The sequence below is a fragment of the Porphyromonas crevioricanis genome (genome assembly GCF_900167225.1).
Classification (GTDB): domain Bacteria; phylum Bacteroidota; class Bacteroidia; order Bacteroidales; family Porphyromonadaceae; genus Porphyromonas; species Porphyromonas crevioricanis.
The window spans coordinates 17692-33789 of sequence record NZ_FUXH01000019.1; the positions used below are offsets into that span (position 1 = coordinate 17692).

Genomic DNA, 16098 nt, shown 5'->3' on the forward strand with positions numbered 1-16098 from the left:
TTAAATTTGCCATTTTGGAACCCATGCAAAGGGCTCATAAATAGGCTCTTTGCAATAAAAAAGGAGGCGATCCAAAGCTTGTCTTCCCAAATATCGGGAGAGATACAAACTTTGGATCGCCTCTTTCTTTTTTTCAAATTTCTTACTTCAATCTCTTGGCTGGAAAGAGGGGAGAAGGATCTACCGCCCTGATCACACCATGCTTGTCTACCAGATAAGTATGAAAACTCTTCGATAAGGCATGGAGCTGTCCGGCATGAATCTTCTCGGCAAAGAGACCAATATGGCTCTGTCTTTCTTTGTCAAGCCCATCTATAGAGGCCGTGCGCCTATAGACGGCCGGGTCGGGATCGAGAGAAACAGCCCTGTAAGCAACAAGATTACGTACCTTTTCAGCGGAGGCAAAGAAGTTTTGCCAGCGGATATTTTCGGCACGACTCTCTCCATCATAGGAAGCCCAGAAATGCACCAGCATATACTCTGCAGGCATATCCGTAGCCTCATCCGATACCGAAGCCAAAGATTTGATTCCCGGCAATACATCTCCTACACCAAAGGCTTCGGAGCTATCTCTTTCGTCCCGTACAGCTCCCGTCATCAGGAGAAGGGAAAAGAGAAATACGATGCCGAAAATTACGTGCTTTGAATTCATTGTTTTCCTTTTAAGTTTCACATCCCATATCCTCTCAGTTGCAGGCTTCAGCTCGCGTTGTAGGCCGGCTCCTTGTCACAAAAGCTCTTCTGCTCCTGCGACCGGATATGGTCCCTGACTTTCAGGTCATGTGCAGCAAGAGAATGGTCGCTACCATTCTTCGCAACGGAAAGCACACGGAGCAAAGGTATACAAAACAATAAATATGATGAGAAACGGTGATATACGAGCCTAATTGAGTATCAAAAACTTACAATATTCCGAGGTGAGAGCAAAGCCCGGAAACATCACAGTTAAGTAAAATTAAGAGAAGAGGACCTCGCTCAAACAAGGGTGCCACAGAGGTTGATTGCACGGTATCCGTAGATGTTAGGACACATAGATTTGTCAGACATTGGATGTGATAGAGGTTGCTATCCTTCTTTATACAATATCAAACAGCTCAATAGCAGGTGAAATATATCCCTCGTAATAGCAGTCTCATATTCTGTTGCATGTAGAATTGCAATCGGATAGATTTTGTATTGCCGAAAGTTTGTATACATTTGCACTGTACTACTTATGTGGTAATGTAGACCGCTCTAAAGAGCTCAAGGCTCATAGGGTAGGGGAGAGGGAAGGCGACAGAATAGCCAGAAGACTTCCGCAAAGAGCTGTCTAACAATGAGTTTAATTCATTATTTATCAAAAACAAACGAGTATGATAGACATCAAAAATCTCCATTTCCGTTACAGTCGGACTTCTCCTCTTCTTTTCGAGAATATGAGTCTGCAACTCCCCTCCGGTAGCATCTGTGGACTGCTCGGACGCAATGGAGAGGGCAAAACCACTATGTTGAAGCTCATCGCAGGTAGTTTGTTAGCCTCGGACGGAGAGCTTGAAGTTCTCGGGAAAAATCCGCAACAACGCGAACCAAAATTTCTACAACAAGTATTTCTTTTGCCCGAAATTGTGAATACGCCGGCCATCAGAGTGGGTAATTACTTAGACATGATGGCACGGTTCTACCCGGACTATGACAACGATATTGCTGATGAAGCTCTGCGAACTTTCGATATCAATAGAGATATGAAGCTCGGCAAAGTATCTCAAGGACAGAGAAAAAAAGCAGTCATTACATTGGCGATGGCTGTCCGTACTCCTCTGTTGCTCATGGACGAGCCAACCAACAGCCTCGACATCCCCTCGAAAGCTGCTTTCAGACAACTGATGGCCCGATACACGCAGGACGAACAGACGGTATTGATTAGCACTCATCAGGTGAGAGACCTGGAGTCCCTTATCGACCGCATCCTGATGCTGGAGAATAACCGAATTGTTTGTAATGAGACAATAATATCTCTGGGACAGAAATTCCGTTTTGCTCCTTGCAACAAAGAGCAGACACCACCTCTCTATACTGAACCTTCGCCCATGGGAACAATGGGAGTGTTTCCTAAGGGAGAACAAGCCACAGAGGACGAATTTTTCTCCATCGAACTGTTCTTTAATGGAATGATTAGCAACCCCCAAGGCTTTGCCAATATTATGAAGCGGAGCTGACAACAGACTTCTCCTCCGAGAGAGGGACAACTCGTCTATAAATACATATCACAGAAACATACAATGGAAAGAATACAACAAAACAAATTTGCAGACGGATTCTTCAATCGTATTGCCAAAATTCTCCATATGGAGATACAAAGCCATGGCAAAAACCTGCTGACTTTAGGGCTCATTATCATGGGGGCTATTTTTGTCGGAGAACACTTGCTGTTCTATGTAAATGGATCAAAGATGATTGCCTTTGATCATGCACTGTCTTTCACCGCATGCTCGATGGCTCTTTTTGTCTTCTACACCTATAGGATTAACAGGCGGGTAAACGGGGTCAACCCGATTGCCTATACAATTCTTCCGGCCTCCAATCTGGAAAAGTTCATTAGTATGTGGATTATCGGGCTGGTATTGTTTGTCTTCTCCTTTGTGATAAGTCAGCTTGCCTATACCCTTACTTGGATTTCAATCCCCAATGGTGTACTCTCATTGAACAGTCTGGTTATCAGTGGAGCCCCCAAAGTAGAAATGGGCTATACAACATTGGATTTCAAAGAATTGTATAATGGGGCTCTTTCTAATCCCGGCTTTTTCTTCCTATTGACTTCCTCTATTTGTTCGTCGATCTTTTTCCGGCGATACCTTGTGGCTGTATTTTCTTGCATAGCGATGTACATACTCTTGGCTTTTGGTTATTCCCTGCTCATATCCAACATTGGGGATATAATGGCTTATCAAAAAGAATTGCGTTGGTCGTATCTCCTTACGATAGGAGGTCTCGCCTTGTTGTTCTTTTTCCTATCTTACCATTCACTGAAACGGAAACAGATATGAATATAAATGACATACAACGCTTCAGCATCTTCACTCGCATTGCCGAATTGGTCAAGGATCGCATCATGTTGGGGGAGTATCAGGTCAATGAGCGCATTCCCTCTGTGCGGGAGCTGGCTTCGGAAATGCAGGTCAATCCCAATACGGTTGTGAGAGCTTTCGATCGCTTGGTGCTGGCCGGAATTATTTATCCCAAGCGAGGAATGGGGTTCTTTGTTTCCGAACAAGCAGCAGAACGCATTGCTGCCGACCGCAGAAAAGCATTTGAGGAAGAAGTTTTGCCGGCTATTTTCGGGGAAATGGAGCAGCTGGGCGTATCAATGGAGGAAGTACTTGAGATCTTCCGCATATACAAAAACTCAAAGCACTAAAAAGGTAATAGGAAACTGTTGCATGTGGGGCTGTGGCAAAATTCGATTTTGCCACAGCCCCATTTGAGTGCGTTAGAATGCGCAAAATGCAAAGCACTGAGACTGAAGGGTATGCTCACTATACATACACAGCCCGTAAGGCTATTAAGACACTTAACACCATGCTGAGGCATCGTAAAGGACATTTCTCACTATACATACACAGTCCGTAAGGCTTATCAAGACTTTTGTTTGGTTAGTTTTTTATTTTACCTTTGCGATCGTCATATACATAGTCTGTAGGGCTATTAAGACTGCATGACGAATTCGGGCGATTCCTTATCCTGTAACTGCATGCACTCACCATACAAGAATAGTCTGTAGGGCTATTGAGACCTCAATTGCGCCACCTCCGGGGATCTGCTGGTACTGGCGCATTGGGGTTTTTTTGTCGAAAGTGCCACAATCCGATCAAGGATTGTGGCACTTTCTTTGTTTAGAGGGCAGGCCAATTGCCGTGCAAAGGTCTCATGAGGGGGGCGATGGTATCTTTTCCTTGATTGTTCGGTATTTTTTTTTGAGACATATCAAATTTCTTGAATAGTAATTTGCCCAGTGTGAAGAGTTTACCTCTTGTCAGTCTTACTCCAATGTTATTTCTTCTTTCTTTTTTACATATATGGTTCACACTCTTGGTTTGTAATTAGAATATGAGATGTTTGTATTAAATTTGTGACGGCTGATGGGCTTGAATTACACGGAGGAATCAATTCTTGTTTCAAACCGTATTTGTTGAGATGTCGAAATTGGCTACAGCAAATGAAGGGGATCCAAAGAATTATGCCGAATGTGACAACAAAGCAATTCTATAGAAAAATGCATATAAGTAATGTTGGGAGAAAATTATAGCAGACATATTTTCATTTTCCCCTTTCAGTGGGATTATATAACAAAGAAAAAGCACGCCTCCTATAGCGAGAGGACGGATATCAAGAAATTCGACGAATTGTTTTCGGAAGTTAGCCCTCTTAAAAGGCATTACTTCGAAATAGGCGCTTCGGAAGAGCGCTACAATGAATACACCTATTTTCATCCTTTCGCCCGAAGAGCCCTCTTTGGAACAGAGGAAAACACTTCGGTCTATCACTACGAACTGAGCGACACCCAAGGCACTTACAACATCTCCGTGAAAGCCGATGGAGGCTCTACAACCTACTCTCTACAACTTGAGAAGATAGTCGTGTCCGTGTTCGATACGGGGGTGGGAACGGTAGCCTACTTTCTCCGCAACGACAAACACACTTCATTTGAAGACATCCTCCGCATCAATGACTCGGGCAGACGCATCTATCCTCAATTTATGGCAAAGGGGAATAGATTAGCCGCCAAAGATTCTTTTCTTGCCGACCGCATTTATGGGAGTTTAGGAGTGCTGGATTTTGACGACAACTTCCATCAATTTGAGGGAGAGATCAGTCACAAAAACACCTTTCTACCCCCCGACCATATTCGTCAGGTGTTCGGTTACAACAAAATGGATCGAACAGAAGACGATGGGTATCAAAAGTTCGTATTTCATCAAGAGAGCGAACGGAAAGAGATTATTCGCATCTCCCCCGTTATGGACGATAGGATGTTCTTTATAACCTTCTACCATAGCCCCGATTATGCCCAAAAGCTGAAAGACAAAGTCCCTTTTCTCCCCAGAGAGGAAGAAAATATCGTCAATAAAGATGAAGACTTTGAAGACCTTTGGTTTCGATACCTTTTTGGGGATGGGAAATACAAAAGTGCGGCTAATGCTTCTGTACAGAGGGAGGATGTCAAGAGAACAACCTATGCAAGATGGTCGGGAGGAGGCACTCTCTTCGGTCTAACCAAAGACTCTCTCGTAGGTATTTCAAATGAGAATTTTATCGGGGATCACATTACAACTATGTACTACCAAATGGCGACATTGAGCCTTGTGCAACGCTCTACTATACTGCGCTTCAGCAATGAAATAGCCACCATCACACAACAGATATTGGACAAGAAGACAAAGAGAAAGACCGAAAAGCAGGTCAAAGAGCTGTACGGCAACTATATCCGCTTCCTCAATGAGACGTACTTTCGAGAGGTTACCCCTCAAATACAGGGCATAGAAATGTACGATATGCTTCAAAACAATATGAACATACGAAAAGATGCTAAAGCTCTCGACGAAGAGATGGGCGAACTTTTCAATTATACGGAACTCGAGGAGCAGGGGGTACTCAATAAAACTGCCAACCTCTACCTCCCTATCACGCTGCTTGTTGGCTTTTTAGGTATCAATACTTTTGTTGAAAAAGGGTGCATCACTCGCCTCTTCAATATCGGGGACCCTTGTCCCTCGACATGGGGGCTCTTGGGTGGCGATATTATTACGCTTATAGTATTTGCCATCTGCCTCTACTTTCCAATTAAATATCATCTAAAAAACAAGAAATAGCATGGAAATAGGAACTTTAATCTTACTCTCTTTGGTAGTTGCGGGCTCTACTACAATTATTGTCGTAGCCATTATATGGGGCTACAAACTCAAAATCAAAAAGGAGGAGTTACGTGACAAAACATTGGTCGAACTAGAACGAGAAAGAACAAAGGATTTGAATAGATGGCAGAGCTTCTCCGAATCGTTGTTTCAGACCAACAAGGGACTCATGGAAGTCTATTGTAAGAACAATACAAAACAAAAAGAATAGACCACAATGTATAAGTTAGAATTTAAATTGGAACAGCATACGCCCATCATCCACTTCCAAGCCAAGGATGTAGGGGCAACGCTTCGCGCCTCCGAGGTCAAACCGAAGCTCGACAAGTTTGTCTTGATGCAAATAGGTAAGAGGTTTGTAAAGAAAACTGCTTCGACAACAGAAAAAGACTTTATCGAAAAGGGAATAGAATACTTTCAAAATAAAGATGCAGAGGCTCGTAGAGTGTACGAGGAAGAGAAGAAGAAAGGGAATAAGGATGCAAAATTGGAACTTTGTCTCATCCCCGGACAAGAGGGGGCCTTGAACTACAAACTCTCCTTTAAGCTAAGCTCTGATGCGAAAGTGCAATATTTCTTGCCTTGTATTAAGGATAAGGGGAAAATAGAAGAAGGGGTAACAAATCTTTCAAATACTCCCTATTTTGCTAATGAAGCCAAGATAAAGGAACCTACAAAAGGTCCCGTATGTTTGGCAAATCATTTAGAAGAAGGTTGTGTTAAAGGCATTGTTTTAATCCATAATAAGGATATGAAAGCAGATATAGAAAAATACTTAGAAGCATTTTTCTTGTTGCATAACTTTGGTGCAAGGCAAACCAAAGGCTTTGGTAGCTATAGCCTTTGTCTCAACGGAGAAAAAAGGATTGACTCCTTGCCTCAAAAAGTAGTAGAAATCATGAAGAGTTATGGGGTAGAATACTGCTTAAAGCACAATTGTTCTAATATATCGGACACTTTCAATACGATTAGATCCTTTCACAACAAATTGAAAACAGGAGACAAAAAAAAGCGCTCTCTTATAAGAGAGTATTTCAGAAAAAAGGAGATAGAATGGGAAAAGCCTATCGAAAGAAAGTTGTTATCCTTGCGCATAGAAAAAGACACTCACGAAGATTTTCCTCAAAAATATGTTCGGGCTTTATTAGGATTACACTCTCTTTTTGATTTTACACACTCAAACCAACAAGTAATAGTATCCAACGAGGATATTGAACGATTTGCTTCTCCTATTGTGTACAAACCAATAGGTTCTACCATTTTTCTAATTCTGAAAGAAATAGACGAAGACATATTTGGCAAAAAGTTTATTTTTTCATACGGAAAGGAGAAGAAAGATGTTTACACACCATCAAAATACACTTTTTCCTTGAAAGAATTAATATCTACAATACCAGAGGTAAAACCAATTTCTACAAAGCACAATGAAATACACCGCAATAACCATAGGACCAATAGGTAAGACCTTGGATAAGGCTCGGAGCGTAAAATCCTTTTGGACGGCGAGCTATCTCTTCTCTTGGATAATGCGAGAATTGCTCAAAAAACTATCCGAAGAAAACTTTGAGATTCTCTCTCCATATCGAGTTGGCAAAGTTGTTTCAGAAAAAACTTCTAAAAAGGTGGGATTATTCCCCGATAGACTTTTTGCCAAAGGAGAGCTTAATAAGGAGCAACTTGAAAAGATAAAAGGGAAGATCTTTGGCGGACTTGCCAGCGAATTCATATCTACTTTTCAGAGTGAAGAAAAGGACATTAAGCGAAAGATAGCTACGAAAAAAGAGAAAAATGGAATAGCGAAGATAAAGGATGAAGACAACAAGCGCTTGGAGGAGCTTGAAGAAATACAAAATCGATATAGCAATGCTGCTTTGAAGGGTGAGGATATTCGCAAGTACTTAGAGAGTTACCTCTCTATCTCCTGCATAACGGTGGAGCTTAGCTCCGATTGTAGCATTTTGGCGCGACTCAATAGCTACTTGGACACGCAAGAGTTGTTCAACAAAGCCCCCATTCAAACCAACGAAGATTATATAGAGCTCTTTATCGAGGCTCCCAATAATCCTTTCTTAAAGGCCTATTCCCAAGAGAGAGCTTTCCCAAGCACTTCGGAGATAGCCGTATCGGGATGGGAACAAGCTCCTCCCAAAGATGAAAACGGAGAGGTAGAGTACACCCATTTAACCTCAAAGCCTGGTTTTCGCAACTGCTACAAGTATTTGGCAGTCATAAAGGCGGACGGAGATGGCTTTGGGACATATATCAAAAATCTCAAAGTACAAGAGGACGAGGATAAAAAGGTGGATGATGAGCTAACGAAATTTACAAAATCGTTCTTCGAGTTCTCTGTTGATGTAGCCGATGCGTTAATACAAGAAACAAAGGCTAAACCTGTCTATATAGGAGGGGATGATCTCTTTCTCTTTGCTCCTGTATTGGAGGGCAATACTGAAAAGGATGTATTCAACCTTATTAAGGAGATAGATAAGCTATTTATCCAAAAGGAAATAGGCGAGGGTCTATCGATGTCTTACGGCGTAAGTATCTTTTACTACAAGAGTCCCATGTCTGAGGCAATAGAGATAGCCGAAAGTATGTTGAAGAAAGCAAAGGAAAAGAAGGAGGAAAAGAAGAAAGATGCCGTAGCTATATCCATACAAAAGCACAGTGGGCAGCGGATAGAGTTCTTGCTCCCCTGCAAGCATAGTACCGATAAGTGTAAACAAGAGACAGGGCTATACAAAAAGGCAACCGAGCTTATACGAGCCTTTAAGGAGGATGAGAGTATGCTCAACAGTCTTATCTATTGGATAGAAGATATGTATGAGACAATTTTCACCGACGAGATTGCGCTATACAAAGAGCGTATCAATGCGGTCTTTGACAACTTTTTTGACGAAGGAATTCACAAAGAGAACGAAACGTTTTTCACCCTCCTCAAGGATTTTATCTACTCTATGCATCGCTCCGAAGATGCTCCTCGCGAGTTGAAAGAGAAAAAGAAACTCCTGCACGGCATCTTGCGCTACTGTCAATTTGTAACTTCTAAAACAGAGAAATAATATGTCTACCTATCTTATTAAACTCACGCCTTTGGACAAGTTTTTCTTTGGGCAGAAGAAAACATTTGGCGATGATAATGCCGACTACTTTGTGTACTCCTCCCACTTTCCACAGCAAACTGCCTTGTTGGGACTTTTGCGCTATCAACTGTTACAAATAGCGGGAGAGGACGTATTCAAGGATAATAAAATACAAGATAAAGATAAAGCTGGCAAATTGATTGGCAAACAGAGCTTCTCTCCATTCGTTGAGGAGAAGTTGCAGTTTGGTGTCATCCAATCGCTCTCTCCTGTCTTTATCATAGACAAGAAGAAGAACAATGAGGGTAAGGAAGAGTACTTCCTACCTGTGGGTAGACGGTTTCAAAAGAAGGAAGAAGAAGCCCCATACAATCTCTTACACCTCTCCTATGAAGATGAATGCCCTCCCATCTTTGAGGCTTATGACCCCAAGAAAGAGCTGGCATCTTGCTGGCTATCACCCAATGGCTCTACGCTCCTTAACGAAGAGGACTTTTTTATAAAAGATGAACGCATCGGGATACGCAAAGATTATAAAGGGACTACGAACGACGATGCCTTCTTCCGTCAGAGATACTACCATTTCAAAAACTTCAAAGAGCTAAAGAGCGAAAAGACCAACGAGTGTAAGCAATCACCCGTGCGAGAGCACGACTTCTGCTTTGCCACTGTTTTAGAGATAGAGGGAGAAATCGAACACAAAAAGTTGAATGGGAGAATTGTCTACCTCGGTGGAGAGCGACAACCTTTCCTTATGGAGGTAAGCGAAAAGACAAAGGATCTCCAACTCAACATTAAGGGTTCTGCTCTTACGAGCGATGAGAAGCATTATACCGTAGTACTCCTATCCGATGCTAAGATTGAGCCTAATCACCTCAAGGGGGTAAAATTTGCAAGCACGGAAGTGAAAGACTTTGCCTGTTTGCTCACTCACGTAGGGACACGAAAGTTCTACAACAAGAAGAAGAAAAGAGAGGAACAGTACCTCGAAAAAGATGAAACGGCTCTAAGTCATCAACATGAACTATATGCCAGAGGCTCCGTGTTTTACTTCGATACTAAAGAGCAAGCGGATAAATTCTGTAAGGAACTCAAGGAAGTTCCCAACTTCTATACCATCGGCTACAATCGTGCCGAAGTAATCAATCCATTAAAAACAATAAAATAAACAGAATATAAAAATGAAAACTGCCACCTATGTCATTCGATGCCTTACCAATATGCACGTGGGTAAGGGAGATGCCACCTACGAAGTAGTGGACAAATGTGTACAACGAGATGTAACCACAGGGGTACCCTGCATCTACTCCTCCAGCCTCAAAGGAGCTTTGAGACAATTCTTTTCGAAGAAAGTCTTTGCCGATTCGAAGCAAGTCTTTACCGAGACCGACCTTAACTATGTATTTGGGTCTGACGTGAACAGGGATAAGAAAAATAATAGCGATAAGAAGAATGAAGAAGAGCACAGCATTGGCAACTTCACCTTCTTCCAAGCTAACCTATTAGCCTATCCTGTTCAGTCGAAACAAAACGAGAGCGGTTCCTACAAGCTTAGAACAAACAAAGCCCTGCAAAAGCCTATAGAGGAGTTAGCAAAACTTCTTTCTGCTCCATTCAATGCTAAAGGGATGCTACCTGAAGAGCATGAAGAGACATTGTCCAATGAGCACCTTGAGCAACTCCCCGTTATAGCCCGCAACCAATTGGACAATGGAGAGAGTAAGAACCTATGGTACGAAGAAGTTGTACCTGCCGAAAGCCGTTTTGTCTTCTTCGTATCCTACGACAATGAAGACATCTTTAAAGAGTTCAACACAAAAATCCAAGAGGGCGTCATCCAAATAGGAGCTAATGGCTCTATTGGTTATGGTTTTTGCAAGATTACTAACCTTAAAGATTCCTCTGAAAAATGAATAAGAAAGTCATTCAGGATTTAATTCCCAAGGCTATGCAAGCCATTGAGTATGTAGAGGTACAATTAAAGAAGAAAGGAAGTAGTAAACCAGAACCGACTAAGATTGTAGACCCCCAAACACACAAGTTCGAGAAAGTCCACGAGGGATATATCAATGCTCTTGGTCCTACTATCATTCAGTCGGGACTTCTCCCTACGCTCATATTCTACAATAAGGATAAACGAACCTTATGGCTCAGAGCTTTATACTATATGGCAGTGGGCGGAAAGGAAAACATGACTAATAACTCCCCCACAGCAATTATCGAACTTGTAATAGACAAAAAGGGAGGAAGTATAGAAGACTTGGGAGGCAAAGTTAAGGAGTGGGAGCGCAAAATACTTGAGTATGCGGTAGCTCTCAAGTTGGCACTTCGGACTTTTGTTGCTAAAGAACCTGAGACAAGCAATACAGAACAACAAAAAGGAGGTGCACAATGAATTTTGGATACTGGTACTATCGAGAGTATTTCAATACGATAAAACTCAATAATGAGGGCATTGTAACCAACTTCTCTACGTTCAATAAAGGAAAGAATGATAAATTAAATGAGGAGCCCCTGCCTTCCTACAACGAAGAAGTGAATATGCGGGAGAGAGCACCTTTTACCTCCGATCTTGCAGGCCTGCCTTCCTACAACGAAGAAGTGAATATCCAAGGGATAAAGAGCTTCGAGCTAAAGACCTGCTATCCGGGGTTGCTCTGTGGTGTGGGCTATCATCACGAGATAAACAAGCCTAAGGATGAGGGGGATAAGGAGGATGATCCAGAGGTTTACAACCTTGGGATGTACTTCGACTATACGTCGGGTTTGCCCGTTATCCCCGGTTCTTCTATCAAAGGGATGCTACGCTCTGCCATCGAAGAGTGGGACTTTCTTGCAGATTATGAGCCCAAAAAGAAGAATACTCCTCCAGCCAGCTTATCCGATAAAGATGTTCTGCGTAAAGCAGTTATTCGAGCTGTCTTTGAGGGGGATGGGCTTTCCATTTATGACAGAGACATATTCCTCGATGCTATCCCGATAAAAGCAGATAACAAACTCTTTGGAGAGGACTATATTACCCACCATCCTGACCCTTTGAAAAATCCCAATCCTGTACGCTTTTTGAGGGTTAATCCAGGTGTAACCTATCAGTTTCGCTTTATCTTGAAAGATCATGTTGATTTAGATGACAAGGTGGTTCTCAAAGATTCCATTTCCCTGAAAGGTAACGAGAAAGTAGTAACAGCAGGTTTTAAGGAAGACCTCTTCAAAGCTATTATCTGCACTTTTGGTCTCGGAGCCAAGACCAATGTCGGCTATGGGCAATTTGTAGAACATTAAGAGCAGAACTACAGCCGGTTGCCTCTCCATTGGGTCGTTTTTCCTCAGCAAAGAGTTTTGTATGCCACACCCCACAGATTCGTTGCCGATCTTTTTATCGGACTTCACCGCCTACCATTTTAGCGTTCGTTTCAGAGCCGAACGTGCTATTGCCTTCGAATGCAAATGGTATTTCATGCCTCGGTTTGCATTGGGCAATGCTCTCAAAAATAGTAAGCAATATGCCTACCTCTATGGGCAGATATTCAAGCCACAAGAGGAAGACACGGACGAAAGTAAGGGACTGGGCAATACCTCGCGCCTGATCATTCGAGCCGACAAACCCTCTCGGAAGGCTCTGGAGGCAGGCGAAGCCATGGATCTGTACATTACTGTCGTAACGAGAGATCCTTTACTGGTCGGAGACTTTCTCTCTTTCCTCCCGGAATGGCAAGCGTACAACTTCTTTCGGGAAAATAATCTCACATACGACTCCTATCGCTTGTACAATCCCACGACAGAGAAATATGAGTCCGGGCTAAGGGTAGAGGATGCAGCACTTACGGTAGATTTCTTTTCTCGGCAAGCAATCCGTTGGGGTGAAATCCTTGTTGTGCGCTTTCTGTCTCCAGCCAGCATCAAGGTAGATCAAATACTGTCTGCAGAAATACCCTATTCGCGTCTGATGAATAGACTCTCACGGCGTCTGTATGAGCTATATACGCAATACCTGAGCAGAGGAGAAACATCTGTGGAGCGATATGTTTTCCCCGACCACGATGGGCTGATTTACTCCCAGATAAGTATGCCACGCAAGGCTACTATCAAAGAAAACAGACAGTACGACATGTCCGGCATATTGGGTCAGCTCTTCTACCGTGTTCCCTACGATCCTATAGCAGCCCTCATGCTCTCAATGGCGCATTGGGTGCATATAGGCAATCATACAATTGTGGGGAATGGTCAAATAGAGAGTACTCCGGGCAACGATGCCTTGTACCGCAAGTGGCTCTCTTCTCTGGCTACGGATCATGACCTTCCTATGGCAGAAGCGGAGCGACAAGATTTGTTGGAAGCCCTACGTGTTTGCAGCTATATACCGCAGCCCTATCACTCTGTGAACATACCCAAGGGAGATGGCTCTTACCGACAGCTACATATCCCTTCGGCGATGGATCTCTATTTGCAGAGAAGCCTTGCCGGCATACTCTATCCAATCACCGAGTCTTTATCTATTGCACAGAGCTATGCCTATCGCAAGGGGAAGGGGGCTGTGGCTGCCATTCGTAAAGTGCAGCATCTGCTGGATTCTCTGGATGAGAACTATACAGTGGTGCGTTGCGATATAGACAACTTCTTCGATTCTATCCCTGTCCCCTCTCTATTGCAGAAAGTCCAAAGAACAACCGAAGATCCCCTCCTTACCCGTATGTTGAGCCTTTGGATGAAGTCTGGAGTCGTAGACCGGAAGCAGCAATATGCTCATGCATCCTCCGGTATCCCACAGGGAAGCCCTCTGGCCCCTCTACTTTCTAACCTCTATTTGGAAGAAACGGATCGCTATATTGCCGGGCATATAACAACCGAATTTATCCGCTATGCCGACGACCTGCTACTCTTCTTGCCAGAGAAAGTAGATCCGCTAAATGCTCTCCAAGACCTGAGCGAGCATTTGAAATACCGCAAGGGGTTGAAGTTGAATAGGGACTTTGTTGTATCGAGCATAAAAAGCTCTTTCAGCTTCCTCGGTATTACGTTCTGTGCAGATGGTTCAAGGTGTATGAGCCAGGACAAGAAGGAGGGGCTCAAACGTAAGATTACACTTGCTCTCCATCGTGACACCGAAAACTTCTCAGCCCTCTCGGAGACAATCCATGGCATGGAGCAGTACTATCGCAAACTGCTCGAAAGGGTAGACATAGAGGCCATTGACAAAGTTGCTGCCGCTGTCTATGCCGCTCATATCGCATCATTACCGACCTCCGAGGCTCGGAAAAAGGCCAAGGACAATCTGCTACGGCTGGGCTTTCTCTCTTCGGAAACGGCCAAACAGACTCTTCGAGAGGCTATGCGACAGACAGTGGTCTCAAATGCAGACAATTTCCTGATAAAGAAAGAGAGCGAAATCCTGCGTGAGCAGCAAAAAAGGCAATTGCAAGAGAGGGAAGAGATATTCGATTTGGTGGTTACCGAGCCCGGGGCTTTCATTGGTATCAGTCGCAACCATGTGCTTGTAAGGAAATATGGGAAGACGATCTGCAAACAACCTGCTGCACAGATAGAGCAGATCAGTATCATCAGTGACGGAGTCTCTCTCAGCAGTAATGTCACCAAATACTGTAGGAAGAAGAATATCAGAGTCATATTCTACAATGCAACAGGTCAGGCCTATGCCTCTCTCAACGGTATGAATACCATCTTGCCCTCCGTGATGGAGGCCCAGATGCGCCTGAGCGAAGAGAAGAAACAAGAGTTCATCCTTGCTCTTATTAAGAACAAGGTTCGCAATCAGGGCAAACTCCTGCGCTACTATCACAAGTATTATCGCCACGACAAAGAGCTGAAAGAGCCTCTCTCCAATGCTATCGCTGAGCTAAAGCGGCTGGAAGATATACCCATAGCAGAGGGCAACTCCCTTGCGGACTTTCGGCAGCACGCCATGCTTCATGAAGCCCGCTGCGCACAAGTCTATTGGAGGGCATTCGCTCTGCTGGTGCATCGCTCCGGAAATGAATTTGCAGGGAGAGAGCATAAGGGAGCTGAGGGATTGGTCAATCAGATGCTAAACTATGGCTACGCAATCCTCCAGAGCTACGTGATGAAGACAATAGACCTTTGGCAGCTCAACCCGAATATCGGTATCCTGCACAGCACGCAAGACAATAGACCGGCCCTGTGCTTCGATCTCATGGAGCAATACCGGGCCTTTGTCGTTGATAGGAGCATCCTGGCCATTCTGGCCAAGGGGGAAGATGTGGGGCAGAATAACAAAGGGTTATTGGATATGCCCACACGCAGTCGCATCATATCGAAGATAAACGAACGCTGGTTTGCTACCGAATACTATCGATCCGGAGAAAAGCTTTTCTCCGATATTATGAAGTTGCAAACCAAAGATGTGAGAGCTTTCTGCTGTGGCAAGGTGAAGCGCATCAAATTCTATACCCCTAAATGGTAGACCAAGAGTAGGAAAAGCTATGAATGACAAAAAACTGCTGGTTGCATACGATATATCCTCCAATAGACGAAGGCGCAAGGTTGCTCGGATACTGGAGCAGTGTGGTATACGCATCAACAAGTCGGTGTTCATCTGCAGCCTGCGAGAGCTGACCATGGACAAGTTGGTAGAGGCTGTTACCTCACAGACGGCTAAGAGAGACAAGGTGTTTTTTCTTCCTCTCTGTCAGCATTGTTATACCGCAGCTTGGATGAGTGGACATCCGACTCTCCCCAGGAGCCGGAGGAAAAGGAAAAGTATAGTGGTTTAGTTTTTCGAAAAAACTCGAACCACACATCGCTCTTTGACGTACTGATTATCAGCTGGTTGCAAAAACAACTCTTTTCTCCTGTTTTTCGAAAATAGGAGAAAAGGAGAATTGGGGCTTTTATTTTCGAAAAACAGAGACTTTTCGCTATTTGTAAGTGTTTGATTATCAAATGCTGACTTTCACTCTTTTCGAAAATCTAAAAAACGAAGACTCCTGCTTACTTATTTTCGAAAACAGAAAGTCAGATAATCTGATTGTATATCAATAAGATATAATCAGATCAACTGCAAAAATAGTGTTATAGCTGCATTTCTCAACTTGCATTTTCGAAGAAAATAGAGTCGTTCTCTGCCAATGCGTTATGTTTGGGATTATTCG

At 43.5% G+C, this 16098-nt stretch carries 13 protein-coding genes; 12 read left to right on the plus strand and 1 reads right to left on the minus strand.

Going from position 1 to position 16098, the window contains the following annotated elements; all coding sequences use genetic code 11:
* Nucleotides 1-142: 142 nt before the first annotated feature.
* Nucleotides 143-652 carry a hypothetical protein gene (locus B5D48_RS08330; RefSeq protein ID WP_023938199.1) on the minus strand — a complete coding sequence of 170 codons (510 nt, stop codon included), beginning with the start codon at nt 650-652 and terminating at the stop codon, nt 143-145.
* A gap of 700 nt (nt 653-1352) precedes the next feature.
* Between B5D48_RS08330 and B5D48_RS08335 the strand changes: the two genes are divergently transcribed.
* From B5D48_RS08335 to cas2, 12 genes are all read left to right on the plus strand, one after another.
* Entirely contained in the window at nt 1353-2195 is an 843-nt protein-coding gene (locus tag B5D48_RS08335; RefSeq protein ID WP_023938204.1) for an ATP-binding cassette domain-containing protein, read from the plus strand.
* Between the two features lie 63 nt (nt 2196-2258).
* A complete protein-coding gene (locus B5D48_RS08340) occupies nt 2259-3023 on the plus strand; it encodes a hypothetical protein (RefSeq protein ID WP_023938206.1) in 765 nt (254 codons plus the stop codon).
* A complete protein-coding gene (locus B5D48_RS08345; RefSeq protein ID WP_023938208.1) occupies nt 3020-3394 on the plus strand; it encodes a GntR family transcriptional regulator in 375 nt (124 codons plus the stop codon). Before B5D48_RS08340 ends, B5D48_RS08345 begins: the two co-directional genes overlap by 4 nt.
* Nucleotides 3395-4262: 868 nt before the next feature.
* Complete coding sequence (locus B5D48_RS08355) at nt 4263-5846, plus strand: hypothetical protein (RefSeq protein ID WP_023938213.1); 1584 nt, start codon at nt 4263-4265, stop codon at nt 5844-5846.
* Between the two features lie 259 nt (nt 5847-6105).
* Complete coding sequence (locus tag B5D48_RS08365; RefSeq protein WP_023938217.1) at nt 6106-7350, plus strand: hypothetical protein; 1245 nt, start codon at nt 6106-6108, stop codon at nt 7348-7350.
* Entirely contained in the window at nt 7313-8950 is a 1638-nt protein-coding gene (cas10, locus tag B5D48_RS08370; RefSeq protein WP_023938219.1) for a type III-B CRISPR-associated protein Cas10/Cmr2, read from the plus strand. The genes B5D48_RS08365 and cas10 overlap by 38 nt, the downstream gene beginning before the upstream one ends.
* A gap of 1 nt (nt 8951) precedes the next feature.
* Complete coding sequence (cmr3, locus tag B5D48_RS08375; RefSeq protein ID WP_023938221.1) at nt 8952-10139, plus strand: type III-B CRISPR module-associated protein Cmr3; 1188 nt, start codon at nt 8952-8954, stop codon at nt 10137-10139.
* Between the two features lie 13 nt (nt 10140-10152).
* Complete coding sequence (gene cmr4 / locus B5D48_RS08380; protein WP_023938223.1) at nt 10153-10884, plus strand: type III-B CRISPR module RAMP protein Cmr4; 732 nt, start codon at nt 10153-10155, stop codon at nt 10882-10884.
* Entirely contained in the window at nt 10881-11366 is a 486-nt protein-coding gene (locus tag B5D48_RS08385; RefSeq protein ID WP_023938225.1) for a hypothetical protein, read from the plus strand. The genes cmr4 and B5D48_RS08385 overlap by 4 nt, the downstream gene beginning before the upstream one ends.
* Entirely contained in the window at nt 11363-12253 is an 891-nt protein-coding gene (gene cmr6, locus B5D48_RS08390) for a type III-B CRISPR module RAMP protein Cmr6 (RefSeq protein ID WP_023938227.1), read from the plus strand. The genes B5D48_RS08385 and cmr6 overlap by 4 nt, the downstream gene beginning before the upstream one ends.
* A gap of 61 nt (nt 12254-12314) precedes the next feature.
* Entirely contained in the window at nt 12315-15410 is a 3096-nt protein-coding gene (gene cas1, locus B5D48_RS08395; protein ID WP_023938229.1) for a CRISPR-associated endonuclease Cas1, read from the plus strand.
* Between the two features lie 19 nt (nt 15411-15429).
* A complete protein-coding gene (gene cas2, locus B5D48_RS08400; RefSeq protein WP_023938231.1) occupies nt 15430-15720 on the plus strand; it encodes a CRISPR-associated endonuclease Cas2 in 291 nt (96 codons plus the stop codon).
* The last annotated feature ends 378 nt before the right edge of the window (nt 15721-16098 follow it).